General features: G+C 69.8%; 16 protein-coding genes and 1 pseudogene. 7 read left to right on the top strand and 10 right to left on the bottom strand.

Translation table 11 applies throughout. From position 1 onward, the window contains the following. Window positions 1-194 precede the first annotated feature (194 nt). Both AC1DNF_RS33385 and AC1DNF_RS33380 read right to left on the bottom strand, forming a co-directional pair. Window positions 195-671: a hypothetical protein gene (locus AC1DNF_RS33385; protein ID WP_478152954.1), complete on the bottom strand. Its 477-nt coding sequence runs from the start codon at window positions 669-671 to the stop codon at window positions 195-197. A gap of 381 nt (window positions 672-1,052) precedes the next feature. After that, window positions 1,053-2,768, bottom strand: a complete 1,716-nt coding sequence (locus tag AC1DNF_RS33380) for a methyl-accepting chemotaxis protein (RefSeq protein ID WP_478152953.1) — start codon at window positions 2,766-2,768, stop codon at window positions 1,053-1,055. Window positions 2,769-2,942: 174 nt separating this feature from the next. Between AC1DNF_RS33380 and AC1DNF_RS33375 the strand changes: the two genes are divergently transcribed. Together AC1DNF_RS33375 and AC1DNF_RS33370 are read left to right on the top strand one after the other, a co-directional pair. Continuing rightward, complete coding sequence (locus tag AC1DNF_RS33375; protein ID WP_478152952.1) at window positions 2,943-3,071, top strand: hypothetical protein; 129 nt, start codon at window positions 2,943-2,945, stop codon at window positions 3,069-3,071. Between the two features lie 75 nt (window positions 3,072-3,146). Then, a pseudogene (locus tag AC1DNF_RS33370) lies at window positions 3,147-3,260 on the top strand (ESPR-type extended signal peptide-containing protein); the annotation flags it as partial. 1,077 nt (window positions 3,261-4,337) lie between these two features. Here the strand turns inward: AC1DNF_RS33370 and AC1DNF_RS33365 are convergent. The 3 genes from AC1DNF_RS33365 to AC1DNF_RS33355 are packed head-to-tail and all read right to left on the bottom strand — an operon-like array spanning window position 4,338 to window position 9,507. Continuing rightward, on the bottom strand, window positions 4,338-4,961 hold the full coding sequence (locus AC1DNF_RS33365) for a 3'-5' exonuclease (protein WP_478152951.1): 624 nt from the start codon (window positions 4,959-4,961) through the stop codon (window positions 4,338-4,340). Then, window positions 4,958-6,802, bottom strand: a complete 1,845-nt coding sequence (locus tag AC1DNF_RS33360; RefSeq protein ID WP_478152950.1) for a putative nucleotidyltransferase substrate binding domain-containing protein — start codon at window positions 6,800-6,802, stop codon at window positions 4,958-4,960. Before AC1DNF_RS33360 ends, AC1DNF_RS33365 begins: the two co-directional genes overlap by 4 nt. A gap of 29 nt (window positions 6,803-6,831) precedes the next feature. Then, window positions 6,832-9,507, bottom strand: a complete 2,676-nt coding sequence (locus AC1DNF_RS33355; protein ID WP_478152949.1) for a bifunctional acetate--CoA ligase family protein/GNAT family N-acetyltransferase — start codon at window positions 9,505-9,507, stop codon at window positions 6,832-6,834. 114 nt (window positions 9,508-9,621) lie between these two features. Here AC1DNF_RS33355 and AC1DNF_RS33350 point away from each other — a divergent pair, with 114 nt between their 5' ends. Genes AC1DNF_RS33350 through AC1DNF_RS33335 form a run of 4 tightly spaced genes read left to right on the top strand, consistent with a single transcriptional unit; the run spans window position 9,622 to window position 16,425 of the window. After that, window positions 9,622-10,974, top strand: a complete 1,353-nt coding sequence (locus AC1DNF_RS33350; RefSeq protein WP_478152948.1) for an MBL fold metallo-hydrolase RNA specificity domain-containing protein — start codon at window positions 9,622-9,624, stop codon at window positions 10,972-10,974. Between the two features lie 11 nt (window positions 10,975-10,985). Next, entirely contained in the window at window positions 10,986-12,491 is a 1,506-nt protein-coding gene (locus AC1DNF_RS33345) for a thymidine phosphorylase family protein (RefSeq protein ID WP_478152947.1), read from the top strand. Next, complete coding sequence (locus tag AC1DNF_RS33340; RefSeq protein ID WP_478152946.1) at window positions 12,488-15,031, top strand: cation-translocating P-type ATPase; 2,544 nt, start codon at window positions 12,488-12,490, stop codon at window positions 15,029-15,031. The genes AC1DNF_RS33345 and AC1DNF_RS33340 overlap by 4 nt, the downstream gene beginning before the upstream one ends. Beyond that, on the top strand, window positions 15,028-16,425 hold the full coding sequence (locus AC1DNF_RS33335) for a phenylacetate--CoA ligase family protein (protein WP_478152945.1): 1,398 nt from the start codon (window positions 15,028-15,030) through the stop codon (window positions 16,423-16,425). Before AC1DNF_RS33340 ends, AC1DNF_RS33335 begins: the two co-directional genes overlap by 4 nt. 9 nt (window positions 16,426-16,434) lie before the next feature. Here the strand turns inward: AC1DNF_RS33335 and AC1DNF_RS33330 are convergent, their stop codons facing one another. After that, window positions 16,435-17,148 carry a Rossmann-fold NAD(P)-binding domain-containing protein gene (locus AC1DNF_RS33330; RefSeq protein WP_478152944.1) on the bottom strand — a complete coding sequence of 238 codons (714 nt, stop codon included), beginning with the start codon at window positions 17,146-17,148 and terminating at the stop codon, window positions 16,435-16,437. A gap of 227 nt (window positions 17,149-17,375) precedes the next feature. Between AC1DNF_RS33330 and AC1DNF_RS33325 the strand changes: the two genes are divergently transcribed. After that, a complete protein-coding gene (locus AC1DNF_RS33325; RefSeq protein ID WP_478152943.1) occupies window positions 17,376-18,113 on the top strand; it encodes a Crp/Fnr family transcriptional regulator in 738 nt (245 codons plus the stop codon). Here AC1DNF_RS33325 and AC1DNF_RS33320 read toward each other — a convergent pair. From AC1DNF_RS33320 to AC1DNF_RS33305, 4 genes are all read right to left on the bottom strand, one after another. Further along, window positions 18,107-20,161 (bottom strand): PAS domain S-box protein, encoded by a 2,055-nt coding sequence (locus AC1DNF_RS33320; RefSeq protein ID WP_478152942.1) that lies wholly within the window; start codon window positions 20,159-20,161, stop codon window positions 18,107-18,109. The two genes, AC1DNF_RS33325 and AC1DNF_RS33320, sit on opposite strands and share 7 nt — an antisense overlap. Further along, complete coding sequence (locus AC1DNF_RS33315) at window positions 20,158-20,886, bottom strand: winged helix-turn-helix domain-containing protein (RefSeq protein ID WP_478152941.1); 729 nt, start codon at window positions 20,884-20,886, stop codon at window positions 20,158-20,160. The genes AC1DNF_RS33320 and AC1DNF_RS33315 overlap by 4 nt, the downstream gene beginning before the upstream one ends. 53 nt (window positions 20,887-20,939) lie before the next feature. Beyond that, the gene (locus tag AC1DNF_RS33310; RefSeq protein WP_478152940.1) at window positions 20,940-21,791 is read right to left on the bottom strand and encodes a universal stress protein; all 852 of its coding nucleotides are present in this window, start codon (window positions 21,789-21,791) and stop codon (window positions 20,940-20,942) included. Between the two features lie 45 nt (window positions 21,792-21,836). Continuing rightward, on the bottom strand, window positions 21,837-22,214 hold a 378-nt coding region (locus AC1DNF_RS33305; RefSeq protein ID WP_478152939.1), incomplete at its 5' end, for an Hsp20/alpha crystallin family protein.

The following is a 22,214-nucleotide window of genomic DNA, read 5'->3' as shown; positions in this document are numbered from 1 at the left end:
TCACGTCAGGCGGGGTCACGTGCAAACTCGCTTCGCTCAAACAGCACGTGCCCTTATCCGCCTGCCGCTGCGCTGCTCGGCGGCGCCTCAACGGCCAGCCAAGGGCACACCGCCCCCCGCCGTGGACACGTTGGGGTGCATCCCTCCGCCCGACACCTCGTTGAAGTGCATGGGCTTATCCGTTGGATAGACTCTCAGTGCTTCGCACTCCCCTGGCCCGCGTCGCTGACCGAGCCAAGGGATTCGCTCCTAGTCGACCTCTCCCCGGCTCCCAACGCTACGCATTGCGCATGCCCCCAGTTCACGGCCTCGTGCGCCGAATCGACCGCAGCCTCCACCGCCTCGATGCGCCGACACAGCGCTTCATTGACCAGAGTCAACAACGCACACAGCTCGCCACGGGTGGTTATGACCTCCTCGCGCTCCTCCAGGCTGACCGGAGCAAGCAACTCTTCAAGGCACGCGTAGGCTAGATGTACATCGCGCAGGTTGCACGCGTCGTCAACAGCACTCAAGGCCAGGGACGCGGTACTGCGCAAATGCGAAGCGAGTGATTCGAGCGTGATCGCGGTTGGCGTCGAGTCGACGGCGATGTCAGCAGGATCGGGGGATTCGGAAGGGGGGAAGATTGCGCGGGCGCGCAGGGACAACTGGCCATGCTTGGGCTCCAAGCCGATGAAGTGTCGGGTGGAGGGATCAACCCCAACGTGTCCACGGTGGCGGGGGGTGTGCCCTTGGCTGGCCGTTGAGGCGCCGCCGAGCAGCGCAGCGGCAGGCGGATAAGGGCACTTGCTGTTTGAGCGGCCGCCGCCGGGCCGCCCCAAGGCGGCCGCGCCTCCCCCTTGGGGGGTGGCGAAGCACACGAAGTGGCAAGCCGGGGGGCGCTGTTGCTCGAGTTTGCACGTGACCCCGCCTGACGCGAGCAGCGCAGGGGACCCCGAAGGGGCGGTGACGTCGGCCGGTCAAGGGCACACCCCCCGCCACCGCACCCGGATCGCCCGCACCCGGATCGCCCGCACCCTCATCCGCCGAGGGCAGACGCACCGCCTTCCCTATGCCTGCTCGGAAACCACGCCCAGGAGAGCGCGGCGATGTCCCGCGCCTTTCAAATCGTCGTTTCGAGCCTTCACAGAGCGGCCACCTACCCGCGACACGGCCGCTTCCCGTCCTGCCCGCGCGTCGCGAGGGCGGAACACGCTGATCGCCTCCACCAGCCGCACCGCCTGCCCTTCGAGCGCAGAGGCAGCCGAAGCGGCCTGCTCGACCAGCGCCGCATTCTGCTGCGTGACCTCGTCCATCTGAGAAATGGCCTGGTTGATCTGCCCGATCCCTTCGGTCTGCTCCTGGCTGGCCGCTGTGATCTCGCCCATGATGCCCGTCACGCGCCCCACGCTGCCCACGATGTCGTCCATCCTCTGGCCAGCCTGCTCGACCTGAAGAGCACCCGCCTGTACCTTCGCAACCGAGTCGTCGATCAGCCCCTTGATCTCCTTCGCCGCCGCCGCCGAACGCTGCGCCAGCCCCCGCACCTCCGACGCCACCACCGCAAATCCGCGCCCCTGTTCACCGGCCCTCGCGGCCTCGACCGCCGCGTTCAGTGCCAGGATGTTCGTCTGGAACGCGATGCTGTCGATGACGCCGATGATGTCCACGATTTTTCGGGACGAGGCATTGATCTCCGCCATCGTGCCGACCACACGGCCCACGGCCTCTCCGCCCTTGATCGCCACTTCGGACGCGGACACCGCGAGCACGTTGGCCTGCCGCGCATGGTCGGCGTTCTGCTCCACCGTGCTCGTGAGCTCCTCCATCGATGCCGCCGTCTGCTCCAGCGCGCTCGCCTGTTCCTCGGTGCGCGACGACAGATCCAGATTGCCCGCTGCTATCTGCGAAGACGCCGCCATCACGCCCGCGACATTGGCGCCGACCTCCGCCACCACCGCAACGAAATTCGCGCTCATCTGGTTGAGCGCCGTCACCAGCTCCCGGGTCTCGTCCTGGCGCGCGACCTCGAACTTGCGCAGGTCGGTGGCCGCGATCGATTGCGCCACCCGCACCGCGCGATCCAGCGGCCGGAAGATCGTGCGGTCGAGGAAGAGCCCCAGACCCATCCATGCCACGGCCGAGCCCGCGATGAATTCGATGAGCCCGGCGGGCAGCCAGCTCGCCTGTCCGGTGGACGCCACGAGCCGTGACGCTTCAAGGAAGCCCGCCGCCCCGAAGCCCGCCGTCGACAGCGCCGCCATCGTCACCACCCCGAAGACGCGCCGGCGCAAGGGAATGCGACGAAGCGCCGCCAGGGGATCGGCCCAGACCGGCCTGACCACCTCGCCACGCCGGATCGAAACGGCGCGCGCCTTGCCCTCGCGCATGCGGCGATAAAGCGCCTCCGCCTCGGCGACAGCGGCGCTGTCCGGCTTGCTGCGCACCGACATGTACCCCTCGGTGACCCCGTTGCGGAGAATGGGCGTCGCGTTGGCCAGCACCCAGTAGAAGTCGCCGTTCTTGCACCGGTTCTTGACCATGCCGGTCCACGGCAGGCCCTTGGCCAGCGTGTCCCACATGTCGGCGAATGCCGCGGGCGGCATGTCCGGGTGCCGGATGATGTTGTGGGCCTTGCCGAGCAACTCGGCCTCGCTGAAGCCGCTGACCTCGATGAAAGTGGGATTGACGTAGGTGATCCGGCCCTTCAGATCCGTGCGGGAAACCATGGTGGCGTCGGACGGGAAGTTTTTCTCGGCAGTGGTAACGGGAAGATTGACGCGCATCGGGGCCTTGATTGATCAGTAACAAGAAGTTCGCCGCGACTCTAGGTGCCCCCCGGAGGCGCCTCATTGACTTGCGTCAATTGCATTGCGGCATGTTGTGAAGAGGCGACGGCTGGCGATGAGGGGAAGGTTTCGCGGTCCGGCGCGAGAATTCATCAGATTCGAATCCGGCCAGTGATTGCAGAATCCGCGCCCTACGAGGTGAATGAGGGCGCGCTGCGGTTGGCCGTGGGATTGCGGATCGCATCCTCCAAGGGCAAGCGCATGCGCGCCGATGCGCCGGGCTTCGGTAAGGCGCAATAGCGTCACTCGCCGAGCCGCCTGCTGCCCCAACACCACCATCGAATTGCTTCGCCCGCGTGAGCGCGAGCGGGCGCTATGCGAGCGGCAGTCAGGGAGAGATCGAGCATGAACAAGAACCTTCACCGGGTGGTCTTCAACGCCGCGCGCGGGCTGCGCATGGCGGTGCAGGAGACGGCGATGAGCATGGGCAAGGCCACCGGTGCGAGTTCCGCCTCGGTCGGCCTGGCGTTGGCAAGCGTGCTGGCCGGTGCACCGGCACACGCGCAGATCACAAGCGACCCGAACGCTCCCGGCACGATGCGCCCCACCGTGCTGCCGGCGGCCAACGGCGTGCCGGTCGTGAACATCCAGACCCCCTCGGCCGCGGGCGTCTCGCGCAACGTCTACAGCCGCTTCGACGTGCAGCGCAACGGCGTCACCGTCGACAACCTCGACGGCGCCAGCCTCTACAGCCTCGACGGCATGGCCATCACGAGCGCGCAAGGCGGCGTGCTGCTGGAAGGCGATCGTGTGGTCAGGGGCCAGGGCGGCAGCGACGAGACGTCGAACTACAACCAGTTCAACGCTGGGGCGCTCGCCATCGAGGCCAGCCGCGTGCAGGCCGGACTGGGCGCCAGGGACAGCGTCGAGGCGCTGGCGAAGCAACCCGGCATGGGCTGGGTCGACCAGCTCAACAACGATCCCCTGCTGCAAGGCAAGGTCGATTGGGAGAGCGCCGCTGGCTGCGGTGCCGGAGCGCTCGGAGCGGCGATCGGGGAGATGGCCGCCGAGGCCTACGGCCGACGGTCCGATACGGTGCCGTTCGCAGCCCTCATGGGTGGTATCGCCGCGGCGATCACGGGGGCCGATGCGACTCAGATCGACATCGCCAGTCAGGCGGGGGGCAATGCGGCGGCCAACAACTATCTCAACCATTCCGAGACAGTGCGCATGCGTTCGCTCGTCCAGCAATGCAAGACAACTTGCACGCCAAGCCAGCGCGACGAACTGGCGGAACTTCTCACGACGGACAAGGAGACAACTGCTGTCTTGAACGCATGCGCTGGTATTCGGAGTGCTGCCTGTGACGCAGTTCGCAGCAACTTCGCCGCAGCTTCTGTGAGCTTTCTGCCAAACAACGACGACATCTGGAACTGGGCACGCAAGCAAGCCGATGCCTCGGGCGATCGATTCACAGCGACTCAAATCTATGACGCCTATAGGACCAGCCTCGTGCCCTCCGAGACCCCGAACATGTCGGTGGGGGATCTCACGGAGGTGAGCGCCTCAACCTCCCCGCAGCTTGATGAAAGCCAGCGCCGCCATCACCGCATCGTTGAGCGCGTCGTGCGCCTCGCGCATCGGCAGGTCGAGATCCTTCATCAGCGTCGCGAAGCGCAGATCGATGTCGCCGCCGCGCTCATGGGCCGGGCGCTGCCGGTTCTTGTAGTCGTAGTACATCGCCGAGACCTCGATCTTCGGCTGCGGCAGCCCCATGCCCAGCAGGGGGAACAGCAGGCGGTTGATCATCGCGACGTCGAACTCGAGGTAGTAGCCCACCAGCGGCCGGCTGCCGATGAAGCGCATCAGCCGATGCATCGCCTCGTCGGGCGCCACGCCCTCGGCCAGATCGCGCTCGCGCAGCCGATGCACCCGCACGCTCTCGGCGTTCAGGCGCTTGCTGTCCGGCCGCACCAGCAGCTCCAGGCGCTCGCTGGTCATCACCCGGTTGCCCTGGATGCGCACCGCGCCGAGGGCGATGATCTCGTCGCGCCGCACGTCCAGCCCGGTGGTCTCGCAGTCGAGCGCCACCCATTCATCGGGCGGCGGCGGGTCCCACATGAAGCGGAAGCGCGGGTCGCCCAGGTGGTAGAGCAGCCATTGCCGCTTGAACGCCGCGATCAGGCTCAAAGCGAATCCAGGTGGAAGCGCAGGTGCAGCATCTGGCGGAAGCGCCTCACCACGTCCAGCGTGTCCTTGAGCAGGTCGCGCTCCAGGCTGCTGGAGCGCGCCAGGTCGACCTTGCCGCTCACCGGGCGTCCCATCTCGATGTCGGCCAGACCGGCCTTCAGCTTCAGGCCCATGAAGAAGTACAGGCTTTCGAGCACGTCGGTGGCCAGCGCGCGCTCCAGCTTGCCGCGGCCCACCAGCGCATCGAGGCGTGCGGCCGTCGATGTCTCGGTGATTCGCTCGCCGAGGGCCAGGCTGCGCACGCCGTGCACGATCGGGAAGATGCCCTGCTTCTTGGGGTCGAAGGGCTCGCCGCGTTCGTCGGCGCGCATCAGCAGCCGGTTCCACCAGCCGCCGCCCTCGGCAAAGAAGTCGACTGCCGCGGCGAAGCGGGCCAGCATGGCGTCGTTGTCGCTGACCAGCGAGAAGACCCGCGCCCGCGCCTGGGCGAGCAGCGTGGCGTCGCCGCCGACGGCCTGCGCGTCGAGGAAGATGGCCAGACTCATGAGCTTCCCGCCGTCGGGATGCAGCAGCCAGCCGCAGGCCCGCTCGGCGAATTCGCTCTGGCTCGCGCGCCACGCCGGGTTGGACAGCATGACCCCGCCCGGGCACTCCGGGTAGCCGAAGCTGCAAAGCGCCTGCGAGTAGCGGGCGCAGATCTCGCCGATGTCCGCCGGCGGCACGTAGCCGTCGCGAAGCAGCAGGCCGTTGTCCTGGTCGGTCTTGAGCAATTGCTCGCCGCGTCCCTCGCTGCCCATCACGAACAGGCAGCTGTTGGCGATCAGCTCCGGCGGCGCGATCAGCCGCCATGCGCTCTCCAGCAGCTTGGCGTTCAGTGCCTGCACGAGGCCGGCGATCTGGCCGACCTTCGTGCCGCCGCGAAACAGCAGTTCGACGAGGCGCGTGATGTGCTCGGCTGCCTCGCGCAGCGCGGGCAGGTCCCGGGCCTCGGCGATCTCGCGGTTGATGAGGTAGGAATGGTTCGAAAGAAAGCTGAACAGGTCCAGCGCCTCCAGCACGCCGACGATGCGCTTGTCGTCGTCATCGGCCAGGACGACCACGCGATGCACCTGGTGGCGCACCATCACGGTCAATGCGTCGCCGACCGGATCGCCCGCGCGCACGCTCACCAGCTTGAAGTTGGCGACCTCGCGCACCGGCAGCCGCTCCAGCGGCGTGCCGTTGAGCACCGCGCGCTGCAGGCCCGTCACCGTGAAGATGCCCAGGCGCGGCGCGTCGGCGGGCATGCCTACACCGTCGCGCACCAGCACGTTGGTGGTGCGCTGCGCCTGGAACAGCCGCACGACGGCCAGCACGTCGGTGTCCGCGTCGACGATGTGCGCCGCGCGCACGCAGGCCTGGTCGACCCGCGCCAGCGTCAGCGACTGCAGCTCGTGCCGGCTCTGGCGCCCGGCCATGGCGCTCAGCTTTCTCGACAGGTCGGAAAAAAGCATCGCGCCGAAGGTCGCGTTGCGGGCGATCAGCTCGTTGACGGTCGTGCGCGCCAGCTGGTAGGCCACCACTTCCTCCGCCGCGACGAAGCGGCCGCTGACCTTGCCCGCCACCAGGCTGCGGCCATCGAAGGTGTCGTCCGGTCCGTAGCTGGCCACCGGCTCGTTGCCGTCGAGCTGCCGCACGAAGCCCTTGATGACGACGAAGAGGTGCGTCGGCGCCGTCGCGGGGTCGAGGATGGTCTCGCCTTCGCGGAAATAGGCGATGTCGACGCCGTCGCGCACCAGCTGCTGCTCGGCCGGATTCAGGCAGTCGAAGGGCGAGGCATGGAAGTTGAAGGCGTTCGGCATGGGACTGGCGTCGAAGGCCCGTGCTGCCGTCAGGCGGTGTTGGCGCGGCTAAGCGCCTTGACCATCCGCCGCACGCCGGAGGTCAGGGGCTCGGCGGGGTCCGCCTCGAAGCCCAGGTCGCGCGAGAGATTGATCATGCGCGTGTTCTCGCGCAGCACGATGCCGACCAGACGCTCGATGCCGCGCTGCGTCGCGTGCTCGATCAACTGCTCGAACAGCAGGTGACCGAGCCCGGCGCCCTTCAGGTCGGAGCGCACGAGCAGGGCGAACTCCGCCTCCACGTGGTCGGGGTCGCTCACCGTGCGGGCCACGCCCAGCGTTTCCGGCGCGCCCTGCGCGTCGGTGCCCTCGGCGATGAAGGCCATCTCGCGGTCGTAGTCGATCTGGGTCAGGCGGGCCAGCTCGCTGCGCGGTAGATCGCGCCGCGTCTGGAAGATCCGCATGCGGATGTCTTCCGGGTCCAGCCGCTCCAGGAAGCGAAGGTGCTGCGCCTCGTCTTCCGGGCGAATGGGCCGGATGGTGATCGCGCGGCCGTTCCACGTCAGCTTGCGCACCCATTGCGTCGGGTAGGGAAGGATCGCGAAGCGCTCCGCCCCGCCGACCGGCTGGCGCGAGACGCGGATGCGGGCATCGAGCGCCAGCGCGCCGTTCTCGTCGACGTAGAGGGGGTTGATGTCGAGTTCCGCCAGTTGCGGCAGGTCGGCGAGCATCTGCGACACCGCCGTCAGCACGTCGTAGAGCGCTTCCACCTGCGCGGGCGGATGGTCGCGGTAGCCGGCGAGCAGGCGCGACACGCGGGTGCGGGAGACCAGCTCGCGCGCCAGGCTGCGGTTGAGCGGGGGCAGGGCGACCGCGCTGTCGGCCGTCACCTCCACGGCCGTGCCGCCCTGGCCGCACAGGATGATGGGGCCGAACACGCTGTCGATGCTCGCGCCGACGATCACTTCCTGCGCATGCGGCCGGTGGATCATCGGCTGCACCGTGAAGCCGTCGATGTGGGCATCGGGGCGGGCGGTGCGCACCGCCTGGAGCATCTCGCTGACGGCATGGTCCAGCGAGGCCTGGTCGCGCACATCCAGGCGCACGCCGCCGACGTCCGACTTGTGCGTGATGTCGCGCGACTGGATCTTCAAGGCCACCGGATAGCCCACCTCGCGCGCCGCCGCGAAGATGGCCGAGGCGTTGGGCGCCACGGCCACGGTCGGCACCACGGGAATGCCGTAGGCCTTGAGCACGGCCTTGGCCTCGTGCTCGCCCAGCCATTCGCGGCCCTCGGCGAGCGCGGCATCGAACTGCAGGCGCGCGGCGGCCGTGTCGGGCGCCGGGTTCTCGCTCGCGCTGGGCGCCTGGGTGAGGATCTCCTGGTTGCGCCGGTAGGTCTGGAGCATGGCGAAGGCGCTCACGGCTTCTTCCGGCGTCGCGTAGTCGGGCAGGCCGGCCTGCTCGAAGAGCTGGCGTGCCTGGGCGACCGAGACGTCGCCGAGCCAGCAGCTCATGATGCGCGGAACGCCCGTGCGCAGCAGCGGCAGGCAGGCGCGCGCGATGTCGTCGCTGCGCACGATGGCCGTCGGCGCGTGCACGAACAGCACGGCGCCGGCCGATTCGTCCGCCAGCAGGGCCGACAGCGTCGCCGTGTAGCGCTCGACCGGCGCGTCGCCGATGATGTCCACCGGATTGGCATGCGACCAGTTGGGCGGCAGCACCGCGTTGAGCCGCTGCAGCAGCGCCTCGCCGGGCTCGGCGAGCGTGACGCCGGCGCGCGCGGCGGCGTCGGCGGCCATCACGCCCGCTCCGCCGCCGTTGGTCATGATGGTCAGCTTGTCGCTGCGGTTGCCGCGAAAGCGCGCCAGGGTCTCGGCCGCCATGAAGAGGTCCTGCAGCGTGTCCACGCGCAGCATGCCGGCGCGGCGGATGGCGGCGTCGTAGACGATGTCGGAACCGGCCAGCGCGCCGGTGTGCGAGGCTGCCGCGCGCACGCCGTTGCCCGCGCGCCCGGCCTTGACGACGATCACCGGCTTGTTGCGTGCCGCCGCGCGTGCGGCCGACATGAACTTGCGCGTCGACTCCACCGATTCGACGTAGAGCAGGATGGAGCGCGTGCGGGCGTCGTTCGCCAGGTGGTCGAGCAGGTCGCCGAAGTCGACGTCGCAGTGGTCGCCGAGGGACACGAGGTGCGACAGGCCGATGCCCCGGCTCTTGGCCCAGTCGAGCATCGCGGTGACCAGCGCGCCCGATTGCGAGACGAAGGCCACGTCGCCCGGCAGCGCATCGGTGTGCGCGAAGCTGGCGTTGAGCCCGATGTGCGGGCTCAGCAGGCCGATGCAGTTGGGGCCGARCAGCCGCATGAGAAAGGGCCGCGCCGCGTCGAGCGCCGCCTGCTTCTCCTGCGCGCTCAGGCCCGCGGTCACGATGATGGTCGCGCGCGTGCCGAGCGCGCCGAGTTCGGCGACGAGGCCCGCGATCGTGTGCGGCGGGGTGCACAGCAAGGCCAGGTCCGGGGGGGCGGGCAGGTCGGCGGCTTTCTGGAACACCGGCACGTCGTCCAGGAAGACGTGCTTCGGGTTGACAGGATAGACCGGCCCGGCGAAGGTACCGGCGCGCAGGTTGCGCCAGACTGTGGCGCCGACGCTGCCCTGCCGGTTGGAGGCGCCGAAGACGGCGACGGATGCGGGCGACAGCAGGCGGTCGAGATGGCGAATGCTCAAGTTGGATCTCCAGGCGAAGGTTCATCATCCGCAATCGGGCATGACGATCCCTTGACCGGGATCAAGGCTCGGCCAACGCGTGCTGCCACGCTCGCATGTCATGAAGGAGAGACAATGCGCATCGAATTTCTCGGCGGTACAGGCACCGTCACCGGATCCAAATATCTTCTGGAGCATGACGACCGCCGCCTGCTGGTCGATTGCGGCATGTTCCAGGGCCTGAAGCAGCTGCGCCTGCGAAACTGGGAAGGCCTGCCGCTCGACGTTTCGCGCATCGACGCGGTGCTGCTCACGCATGCGCACATCGATCACAGCGGCTACGTGCCCCGGCTGGTCAAGCTCGGCTTCAAGGGCCCGGTGTATTGCAGCGCCGCCACGCGCGAACTGTGCGAGCTGCTGCTGCCGGATTCCGGGCGGCTGCAGGAGGAAGAAGCCGATTTCGCGAACCGGCACGGGCACTCCAAGCACAAGCCGGCACTGCCGCTCTACACGGAGCACGAGGCGCGCGAGGCGCTCAAGCATTTCGAGGTGGTTCCCTTCGATACCGATCATTCGCCCTGGCCGGGGTGGTCGTGGCGGCTCAAGCGCGCGGGGCATATTCTGGGCGCCGCCAGCGCCCGCGTCGCCTGGCCCGGCGGGAGCATCCTGTTCTCGGGCGACCTCGGGCGCAGCGACGACCTGGTGATGCGCCCGCCGGAAGCACCCGAGCAGGCCGACTACGTCGTCGTGGAGTCCACCTACGGCAACCGTCTGCACCGCGATGTCGACACGCTCGGCGCGCTGGCGGAGGTGATCAACCGCACGGCCGCGCGCGGGGGCGTGCTGGTCATTCCGGCATTCGCGGTCGGCCGGGCGCAGACGTTGCTGCACTGCATCCACCTGCTCAAGGAGGCGCGCCGCATTCCGGACATGCCGGTCTACCTGAACAGCCCGATGGCGGCGGACACCACGCGCATCTTCCGCAAGCACCTCGACGAGCACCGGCTGAGCGCCGCGCAGTGCGCGTCGATGTGCCAGGACGTCCACATCGTCAACACCGTGGATGAGTCGAAGCGGCTCAACACGCTGCGCTTTCCCACCATCATCGTCTCGGCCAGCGGCATGGCGACGGGCGGGCGCGTGCTGCACCATCTCAAGGCCTACGCGCCGGACGCGAGGAACACGATCCTGTTCGCCGGCTTCCAGGCCGTGGGCACGCGCGGCGCGGCGATGGTGGAGGGGGCGTCCGCCATCAAGATCCACGGCGCCTACGTCGCGGTCCGCGCCGAGGTGGCCAATCTCGACACCTTGTCGGCGCATGCCGACCGCGAGCAACTGCTGGCCTGGCTCAACGGCCTGCGGACCCCGCGGCGGGTCTTCGTGACGCATGGCGAACCGGTGGCGGCCGACGCGCTGCGCCTGGCCATCGAGGAGCGGCATGGCTGGCCGGTGACGGTGCCCGACTACCGCGAGTCGCGCGAGCTTTGACGGCCGGCGCCATGCCCACCGATCGCCTGCTGGCCCGGCGCGCCGGCATCGACACCTACCAGCAGCCCGTGGTCTACATGCGCGGCGACTGCCATGTGTGCCGCGCCGAGGGCTTTCAATCGCAGGCGCAGGTGGAGGTCATCGCCGGCGGGCGCCACGTGCTCGCGATCCTGAACCACGTGACCAGGGATTGGCTGCGGCACGACCAGATCGCGCTGTCGGACGTCGCCTGGACCCTGCTGGCGGCGGCGGAGGGCGACCCGGTGGAGGTGCGCCATCCGCCCGTGCTGGCATCGCTCGCGCACCTGCGGGCCAAGGTCCACGGTGGCAGGCTGGATTACGCGGCCTTGCGCGCGCTGATGGATGACGTGAGCCAGGGCCACGTGTCCGACATCCACCTCGCCTCCTTCGTCACGCTCTGCGCCGGCGGCGGGCTGAATTTCGACGAGACGGTGGCGCTCACGCGGGCCATGGTCGACGTGGGCGAGCGCATCGTCTGGGACGCCTCCCCCGTCATGGACAAGCATTGCATCGGCGGGCTGCCCGGCAACCGGACCTCGCTGCTGGTCGTGCCCATCGTCACGGCCTGCGGCGTGCTGATGCCCAAGACCTCCTCCCGCGCCATCACCTCGGCGGCGGGCACCGCCGATGCGATGGAGACGCTCGCGCCGGTCGACCTGGACCTGGCGACGATGCGCCGGGTGGTGGCGCGCGAAGGCGGCTGCATCGCCTGGGGCGGCGCGGCGCGCATCAGTCCCGCCGACGACATGCTGATCCGCGTGGAGCGGCCGCTCAATCTCGACAGCGAGGGGCTGCTGGTGGCCTCCATTCTTTCCAAGAAGGCGGGCGTGGGTTCGCAGCGGGTGCTGATCGATCTTCCCGTCGGCCCGCTGACCAAGGTGCGCAGCGTGGCGGCGGCCGAGGGCCTGTCGCGCACGCTGGTCTCGGTGGGCGCCGCGCTGGGGTTGCAGGTGCGCACGGTGTTCACCGACGGCACCCAGCCGGTGGGCCGCGGCATCGGTCCGGCGCTGGAGGCCATGGATGTGATGGCTGTGCTCGAGCGGGCCCAGGACGCGCCTTCGGACCTGCGCGATCGCGCGCTGCAGCTGTCCGGCCTGCTGCTCGAGATGGCGGGCCGCAGCGCGCCGGGGGCGGGGCTCGCGCTGGCGCGCGAGGTGCTCGACGACGGCCGCGCGCTCGCCAAGTTCATCGCCATCTGCGAGGCGCAGGGCGGCCTGCGCGTGCCGCCGCGCGCGGCCCACAGCCACGTCGTGACCGCGCACGCCGGCGGCGTGGTGGCGGCCATCGACACCCGCCTGGTCGCCCGAGCGGCCAAGCTGGCCGGCGCGCCGCGCGATCCGGCCGCGGGCGCGCTGATGCAGGTGCGCGTGCGGGAAACGGTGCAGCTCGGCCAGCCGCTCTTCACGCTGTATGCCGACAGCCTGGGCGAGTTGCAGTACGCCCTGGGCTTCCTGCGCTCGCAGCTGCCGACCGTGCGCATCGAGGCCTCGCCATGAGCATGGGCGCGTCGCAGGCCCTGGCAGGCGCGCGGCAAGCGCCCGGGGCCGCGGTCGACGATCCCGGCCCGCGCGGGCTGAGCGAGGCGCAGGTGCGCGAGCGCCTGCGCGCCGACGGCCCCAACGTGCTGCCGGCGCGCGACCGCAAGGGCCTGCTGGGCATCGCCTGGGGCGCGCTGACGCAGCCGATGTTCCTGCTGCTGCTGGCGACCGCCGCCGTCTATGGGCTGCTCGGCAGCCTGGGCGATGCCGGCGTGCTGCTGGTGTCGGTGCTGGCCGTGGGCGGCTTGTCGATCTATCAGGAGCAGCGCACCGAGCGCACGCTGGAATCGCTGAAGGACCTCTCCAGCCCGCGCTGCACGGTCGTGCGCGATGGCCAGTCCCTGCGGGTGTCGAGCCAGGCGCTGGTGCGGGGCGACCGCCTGCTGGTCAATGAGGGCGATCGCCTGGCCGCCGACGCGCGGCTGCTGCAGGCCCACGCGTTGCTGGTGGACGAGTCGCTGCTGACGGGCGAATCGGTGCCGGTGGCCAAGCGCGCCGGTGCCGGTGCGGGCGATACGCTGCTGCACGCGGGGAGCCTGGTGGTGCAGGGCGATGGAGTTGCCCTGATCACCGCCACCGGCGCGCACACCGCGCTCGGGCGCATCGGGGGCTCGCTGGCGCAGCTCAGGCCGCGGCAGAGCCGGCTGCAGAATGAACTGACGCGGCTGGTGCAGCGTGTGGCGGTGCTGGCCGTGCTCACCTGCGCCGTCGCGGCCACCGTCTTCGCGCTGCGCGAAGGGTCCTGGACCGCCGGCCTGCTGGTGGGCCTGACGCTCGCGATGTCGCTGATCCCGGAAGAGTTTGCGGTGGTCTGGAGCGTGATGCTCGCGCTCGGCGCCTGGCGCCTCGCGAAGTCCAGGGTGCTGACGCGCCAGCCGCAGGCCATCGAGGCGCTGGGCACCATCACCGTGCTGTGCGTGGACAAGACCGGCACCCTCACGCGCAACCAGATGGCGCTCACCGCGCTGCATGACGGCGCCGAGGCCTGCGAACTCGCCCCCGACGGCACGGCGGCGCAGCGCTTCCAGGGCCTGTTGACCGGTGCGATGCTGGCCAGCGTTGCCGGCGGAATCGAGCCGATGGACCGGGCGATCTTCCACGCCGGCGACCAGGCTCGGCTTGGCGCGCCGGCGCATTGGAGCGCCGGGGACCGTCGCGGGGTGCGCGAAGGCCGGCCCTATGTCGTGCACTGGTGGCGAGAGGGGGAGGCCGGGCCGCACACGGTGGCCGTGAAGGGTGCGCCCGAGGCGGTGCTGGCGCTCTGCGAGGGCGAGCCGGAGCGGATGCGGGGGCTCGCCGACACGGCCGAGCGTTGGAGCGCGGCCGGGCTGCGCGTGCTCGCCGTCGCGCAGGGCCATGACTCGCGCGCGGGCGTCGACGGCGCGCTGCCCGCGCACATGCGCCTGGAGCCCCTGGGCCTGCTGGGCTTCATGGACCCCCTGCGCGACGAGGTGCCGCAAGCCATCGACGAATGCCGCCGCGCCGGCGTGCGGGTGGTGATGATCACCGGGGATTCCCCCCTCACGGCCCAGACCATCGCGCGCCAGGCGGGGCTCGTCGACGGTGGCAGCGCCCGCGTCATGACCGGTGCCCAGCTGGCGCAGTTGGACGAGGCCGAACTGCGCGCGTGCGTGGGCGAGGTGCAGGTCTTCGCCCGGGTGGACCCGGCGCAGAAGCTGCGTATCGTGCGCGCCCTGCAGCAGCGCGGCGACGTGGTCGCGATGACGGGTGACGGCGTCAACGACGCGCCCGCCCTGCGCGCCGCCGACATCGGCGTCGCGATGGGGCAGCGCGGCACCGATGTGGCGCGCGAGGCGGCCTCGCTCGTGCTGCTGGACGACAACTTCGCCTCGCTGGTGGAGGCCGTGCGGGCCGGGCGCCGCGTGTTCGTCAACCTGCGCAAGGCGCTGGGCTATCTGTTCGCCGTCCATGTGCCGATCGTCGGCGTCGCGCTGATCCCGATCGTGCTGGGCGGCCCGCCCTTGCTGCTGCCGCTGCACGTGGTGCTGCTGGAACTGCTGATCGACCCGGCCTGCTCGCTGGTGTTCGAGGCCGAGCCGCCGCCGGACAACAGCATGCGCGTGCCGCCCCGGTCCGCCGGCGAGACGCTGTTCTCCCTCTCCGCCGCGGTGCGCGCGCTGGTGCTGGGGGGCGTGGCCTTCGTGGGCGTCGCGCTGGTCCAGTGGCTGTGCCGTGGCGAGGACGCGTCGCCGGAGACCCTGCGCCTCGCGAGCCTGGCTTCGATCGTCGTCGGCAACCTGTTGCTGCTGCTGTGGTTCCGGGGCATCAAGGCCGACCATGACCATGCCAACACGCCCTTCGATGCCTTGCTGCTGGGTGTGTGCATCGTCTGGCTGCTGCTGCTGGGGGTGCCGGGCATCGGACCGGTGTTCAGCCTGCCCACGCTGCCGCCCGCATGGCTGGCGGCGCTGGCCGTGCCCGCGCTCTGGCCGGCGTGGCGGCTGGCGAAGGCTCTGCGCCTCGGGGGCGCCGCATGAACGCGGGGACGGCACATTTCGATGCCTGGCTGGCGGCGCGCGTCGCGGGCGAAGTCACGCTGGCGTCGCGGGCGAGCGCGCAGGCGCTGGCCGAGCTGCGCCGCCGGCGCCTGGCCGAGCTGCTCGCGGCGGCGGCGCGCGATTCGCCGATCTACCGGCGCCTGCTCAAGGGCCGCGACCCGGCATCCCTCCGGCTGGCGGATCTGCCGGTCATGCACAAGGCCGAGCTGATGCACCGGTTCGGCGACTGGGTGGCCGACCCGCAACTCGAGATCGGCGGGCTGCGCCGGTTCGTGGCCGACCGCTCGCGCATTGCCGAGCCCTATCTCGGGCGCTACGTGGTGTGGGAGAGTTCGGGCAGCAGCGGCGAGCCGGGCATCTTCGTGCAGGATGCGCTGGCGATGGCGGTCAACGATGCGCTGGAGGCCTTGCGCCGGCCCGTCCTGCGGCCCCTGCAGCGCTGGCTCGACCCCTGGTCGCTGGGCGAGCGCATCGCCTTCGTCGGCGCGACCGGCGGCCATTTCGCGAGCACGGTCTCGGTCGAGCGGCTGCGGCGGCTCAATCCGGCGTGGGCCGGGCGGCTGCACGGCGTCTCCTTTCTCCAGCCGCTCGAAGCCCTGGTGGCCGAGCTCAACGCGCTCGCGCCGACCGTCATCGCCACCTATCCCAGCGCCGCCGTGCTGCTGGCGGAGGAGCATCGCGCCGGCCGCCTGCGCGCGGCGCCGCAGGAGATCTGGACCGGCGGCGAGGACCTTTCGGCCTCCATGCGGGCGTATGTGGCGAAAGCCTTCGCCTGCCCGGTGGCCAACAGCTACGGCGCCTCGGAGTTCCTGTCTCTGGCCTCCGAATGCGAGCACGGGAAGCTGCACCTCAACAGCGACTGGGCGATCCTCGAATCGGTGGACGGCCGGGGCCGCGCGGTACCCGCGGGCGAGGCCGGCGCGACGACCCTGCTGACGAACCTCGCGAACCACGTGCAGCCCCTCATCCGCTACGACCTCGGCGACCGGGTGACGCGGCGCGTGGCGGCCTGCGCCTGCGGCTCGCACCTGCCGGTGATCGATGTCCAGGGTCGCTGCGACGACACCTTGAGGCTGGGACCGTCCGCGAGGCGCCCGGTCAAGATCCTGCCGCTGGCCCTGAGCACCGTGCTGGAGGACGACGCGGGCCTGTTCGATTTCCAGCTGGTGCAGCTGGGGCCCTGCGAACTTCTGCTGCGCACCGCTCTGGCTGGCGAGAGGGCCGAGGCCTTGCTGCGGCATGCGCGCGAGACATTGACGGTCTTTCTGGTCGGCCAGGGCGCGACCGGCGTGCGCATCCACTGCCACAGCGGCGAACCCGGGCAGCGGGGCCGCAGCGGCAAGATCCAGCGCGTGGTGGTCGCGCAGCCCTGAAGGCGCGGCTCAACCCCTGGGGATGCTGCCGAGCAGCACGGCCTGGAGAACGAATCGGAGATTGACCCCGCGCTCGGCTTCGCCGATGGGGCCGTTCGGCGAGCGCAGCGTCCAGTCCTGCGCGTCGACCGAGAAGACGGGGGCGCTCGAAGCGCCCGCCGTGGAAGCCAGAGGCCGCACTTCATGCCCCGTCAGGTGCGCGGCGCTCGCGAAGGTGCCGTAGCGCAGCGAGCCGGCATCGCCCAGGAGGAAGATCGGCGTCTCCGGCCCCGCCTTGCAGCCGTGATCGGCCAGCGTCAGCAGATCCGCCAGCGCCCTGACCGGATGGTCGTCCCGTTCGAGTCCGTCGTAGACAGGCACGCCCGCATGCTGTTGAAGCTCGCGCATGAAGGCCGGCGGCAGGTTGCGGCAATCGATCGCGTCATAGAGGCGCCCCAGCAGTTGCGACATGTCCCGGAACCTTCGTGCCGGCGGCTGCGCCGGCTCGCTGAAGTCGAGGTGCGCCACCCGGGCGCCGAGTGCGCCGGCGGCGCGGCCGAGCGGGGAATCGTCCGCCTCGGGAAGATTCGGCCGCAGCAGGGCCAGGTTCTTGCCGAGCAGCGGCGCGCCGGCTGGACTGCCGTCGAGAGAAGCGATCCTCAACTCCCGCGCTGCCTTGAGGACATGCGCAAGGTCGGCAGGCGCCAGCCCGTCGATCGACTGGAGGGCTCGCGGAGGAAGCATGGGAATGCGGGCTGAATTCATCAGATCGCAAGGCTATAGGCGGGGGCGGCTCGGGACTTGATGGCCGTCAACTCCGTGTCGCCGGACTGTCATGAACGCGGGAAAACGCGGGAAAACACGGGAAAGACACAATGCGTTCACCCACTGTTACCGAGGGGGCGCTCGCGTTGGCTGTTGTGTTGCACTGGCTTTCTAAGCTCTGTCCCATGATCTGCAAGGAGCAAGAGATGGAACAAGCAACAGTCACCAAGGCCGAAAAGACCCAACCCATCGCCCAGCGTATCGGCGACATGCTGCAATTGCTGCAGGACACCGTACCGATCCAGAAGCGTGTGCTGCGTGCCGGCGACACGGTCTATCAGGTGGGCCAGCAGTTCCAGTGCCTCCACGTGGTGAACTCCGGCTTCTTCAAGATGGTCAACCTCTCCGGCGAAGGGCGCGAACAGGTCGTCGGCCTCCACTTCAAGGGTGATTGGCTGGGCCTGGACGGCATCGCGACCGGCCAGTACGGCTGCGACGCCGTGGCGATGGACACCGGCGAAGTGTGGGCAATCCGCTACGACGCGCTGCTGATGGCGGCCATTCGCACCCCCGCGTTGCTCACCGCGCTGCATGTGGCCATGAGCCGCGAACTCGCCCGCGACCACGATTCGATGCTGTCACTTTGCACCTTGCCCGCCGATGCCCGCGTGGCCGGCTTCCTGCGCTATTGGGCCGATGCCCTGGCGCAGCGCGGCTTTCGCACCGACCAGATCACGCTGCGCATGACGCGCGCCGAGATCGGCAACTACCTGGGCATGACGCTGGAGACCGTGAGCCGCGCCTTGTCGCGGATGGCCCGCGGCGACGTGATCCGCTTCTGCGAGAAGGGCCGGCGCGACATCCATATTCCGCGCGTCGAGGCGCTGACCACGTTCATGCAGCGCACCGGGGCGCCACTGGCCGCCGCGGCGGCGATTCACTGAGCCAGCAAGGCCCTGAGGATGGCGCGCTCGAGTTCGGCGCGCGTATAGGGCTTGCTCAGCAATTCCCATTCGGGTGGGGCGTCGAGCAGTTCTCTCGAAAATCCTGACATCAGCAGCACGGCCAGTTCGGGCCTGCGGGCGCGAGCCTGCTGGGCCAGTTCGGTGCCGCGCATGCCGGCGCCGAGCGCGATGTCGCTGAGCAGCAGGTCCAGCCCGGCGTCGGAGTCGAGCACTTCGAGCGCCCGCTCGGCATCGGGGCAGCTTTCGACCCTGCAACCCATCGAATCGAGAAAGCGCCGCACCACGCCGCGGACTTCCGCGTCGTCTTCGACCAGGAGCACCCGCAGGCCCTGCGGCACACTGCCGCCGACGGCGAAGCCGGCATCCTCCTGCACCTGCGCATCCTCGCGCACGCGCGGCAGGTAGAGGGTGACCGTGGTGCCGATGCCGATGGCGCTGATGAGGCGGACCGCGCCGTGCGACTGCTTGGCAAAGCCGTAGACGGTCGAAAGACCGAGGCCTGTGCCGCGGCCGGCTTCCTTGGTGGTGAAGAAGGGTTCGAAGGCGCGCTCCTTCACGGATTCGGGCATGCCGCCGCCGGTGTCGGTGATGTCGATCGCCACGTAGCCCTGCGCCGCGGGTTCGCCGCGCTCGGCATCCAGCTCCAGAGGCAGCGCGTGCACGGGGCGGCAGGTGAAGGAAAGCCTGCCTCCCTGGGGCATCGCATCCCGGGCGTTGATGGCGACGTTGAGCAGCGCGGATTCGAGCTGCCCCGGATCCGCCACGCACATCAGGTCCTCGGCATCGGGATCGAGCGAGATGGAAATGCGCTGATCCAGCGTCCGGCGCAGCATGTCGGCCAGCGACTGCAGCAGCGCGACGGTGTCGACCATCGTCGGCTGCAGAAGCTGGCGCCGCGAAAAGGCGAGCAGCTTGCTGGTCAGCTCGGCGCCGCGCCGGGTGGCGCGCGCGGCGGCGGCGATGAGCTGCTGGGCGAAGGGGTCGTCGGCACAGGCCGGCGCCTCCTCCAGCACCTGCAGGTTGCCCGAGATCACGGTCAGCAGGTTGTTGAAGTCGTGCGCCACGCCGCCGGTCAGCTGGCCGACGGTTTCCAGCCGCTGGGCATGGTTGAGCGCATCTTCGCTGCTCGCGCGCTGCAGCACGGTCGCCAGCATGCTCGAGAGGGATTCCAGGAAGCGGGCTTCGTCCTCGCCGAAACGCTGGGGGGTGCGCGAACGCACGGCCAGCGTCCCGATGGTCCGCCCGCGGTCCGACAGCGGCACGGAGAGTTCGCACACCATGCCGGCCTTGATGTACTGGGGTGGGATGATGAAGCGCTTTTCCCGCGCGTAGTCGCCCAGCAGCACCGGTTTGCCGTGCGAGACCACGTGACCGGAGGGGGAGCCGGACTCGTTGGCGATCAGGTCGCCGATGGCTTCCGTGGGCAGCAGGCCCACGCCGCCGACGATGCGAAACGCCGTGCCGCTCGGCTCCAGCAACAGGATCTTCGCCATCTCGACCTGCATGGCCTCGGCCGCGATCTTCGGCACCAGTTCGAGCACTTCCTGGGAATCGCGCGCCTCCACCGCATCGCGGCCGAACTGGGCCAGGTACTCGGCATATCGGGCCCGCTGCAAGGCCTGCTTGACGCGCGGATAGGCGCCGACGCCGCGAATCGAGGCGACGACATAGGGCAGGCCGTGGCCCTGCAGGGGGCTCAGGGCGATCTCGACCATGACCTCGCTGCCATCGCGTCGCCTGGCCACCAGGTCCATCTGCGTGCCCATCGGCCGGGGCCGCGGATGCTCCGCATAGGCATGCCGGTAGTCGGCGTGGCGCGGCCGGATGGCGTCGGGCACCAGCGCATCGACCGACAGCCCGACCAGCTCGCCGGCCGGATAGCCCAGCAGATCGAGCGCCGCCGGATTGGCGAGCATGATCTTGCCTTGCAGGTCGACCAGCAGCAGCGCGTCCGGGTAGGCGGCGAAGAGCGAACGGAACACGGTGTCTTCGTCGAAACCGGGAACGCCGGAGCCTTTTTCAGTCATGCGGTTTCGACCTTGGGGACGAAGAGGTAGCCGGCGCCGCGCACCGACTTGATGATCTGGGGATGGTCCGGATCGGCCTCCAGCTTCCTGCGCAGCCGGCCGATCTGGACGTCGATGGTGCGGTCGAAGGGGCCGCCGTCGCGCCCGCGCGTGCGTTCCAGCAGGAAGTCGCGCGAAAGGACGCGGCCCGGGCTTTCGGCCAGGACGTTCAGGAGGTCGAATTCGCCCGCGGTCAGCGTCACCTCGGCGCCGTGCGGCGCCACCAGGCGCCTGGCGGCGGTGTCGAGCTCCCAATCGGCGAAGCGCAGCAGGTTCCTGGCGCCGGCGGGCGGGGCCGAGGGCTCGGGCGCGGCCGGCGCGCTGCGGCGCAGCACGGCCTTGATGCGTGCCAGCAGCTCGCGCAGGTCGAAGGGCTTGGTGACGTAGTCGTCGGCGCCGACTTCCAGGCCGACGACCTTGTCGACGGCGTCGCCTCGGCCCGTGACGATCACCAGCCCGCAGTGCCAGTGTTCGCGCAGCTGGCGCGCGATGGCGAAGCCGTCTTCGCCGGGAAGGCCGAGGTCTAGCAGGACCAGCGCCGGGGTGTCGCGGGCCATCAGTTCCATGAGCGAGTGGCCGGAATGGAGCTGGCTCACCCGGAAACCGTGGGCCTGGAGGTAGGTCGCCAGCAGGCCGGTAATGTCGGCCTCGTCGTCGAGAACGGCAAGGTGGATGGAAGTATTCACCCGAACATGGTAATGCCTGCGCCCGCGAAGCACCCAGGATCCCCGCCAAGCGCCTAGTGCGACATGAGCACCGGCACCGTCATGGATTGCAGCACGGTGCGCGAAACGCCGCCCAGGACCAGCTCCCGCGCGCGGCCATGACCATAGCAGCCCATGACGATCATGCCGGCGCCGAGGTCCGCCGCCAGGGACAGCAGGTCGTCGCCGGCATCGCTCTCGCGCAACCGCCGGTGTTCGTGCACCGCGTGCACGCCGTGCAGGCGCAGGTATTCCGCCACGTGGGCCGGCGCCGGCTGGGTGTCGTCGCCGTTCTCGTCGTCGCATACCAGGTGCACCTTCGCGGCAGCCCGCAGGAAGGGCAGGGCGGCGGACAGGGCGCGCGCGGATTCGGGCCGGGGCTTCCAGGCCACCAGCACCGTGCGCGGCGCCGCCGTCACTTCGCCGACGTAGGGAATGACGAGCGCGGGCTTGCCGCTGTCGATGATCACGCTCTCCACGAAATCGCCGGGCACGTCGAAGCCCGCCGCGTCGAGCGGGTCGCGCTGGCCCAGCACCAGCAGGTCGGCCACCAGGGCCCGGCGCGCGAAGGCGCCGATCACCGGTTCGCCGCTCAATTCGAGCCACTCGAGCGCCGGCGCCCCGGCGTCACGCGCGCTTTCGAACATGTCCAGGGCGCGGGCGCGATGCTCGGCATCGATCCTGGCGTCGAGCGGGAGCGACGGAATGCTTCCCTCGACCAGCGGCAGGTAGAGCGGAACGACGGCGAACAGCACGCTCAGGCTCGCCTGGTGGGCGGCCGCCAGCTGATGCGCGATGCGCAGGCGCGTCTCGGCGCGCGCCGTGCCGTCCAGATGGACCAGGATCGACTTGAGCATGTCGCTTCCCGCTTGTGCGTCGGATGTCATGAATAAGCTCCTTGCGGGAAGTCGGTGTCGATCCCCTGGCGGATCCTATTGGATCTTGAGGGTGCTGCTCGCGCTGCTGACCCGCTTGGGCAGGGTCAGGCGCAGAACGCCTTCTTCGAGCTTGGCGACGGCGGTCTTGTCGTCGACCTCGCTCGCCAGCGTGAAGCCGCGCGAGACGGAGCCATGGTAGGTTTCCTTCACGAGCGTGCGCCCGTGCTTTTCTTCCATGTCCTTCTTGATCTCGGCGGAGATCGAGACGTAGTTGCCGTCGATTGTGACGCGGATGTCCTCCTTCTTCGCGCCGGGGATCTCGGCGCTGACGAGGTACTCCTTGTCGTTCTCGCTGACGTCCACGCGGATGTCCGCGGGCAGCTTGACATCGTCGGCCAGCGACAGCGGACGAGACCAGCGGCGCAGCATTTC

It is taken from the genome of Variovorax sp. 01T432 (genome assembly GCF_056398605.1).
Note: the sequence above shows the minus strand (reverse complement) of the source record. Positions and strands in the feature narration are given on the sequence as shown.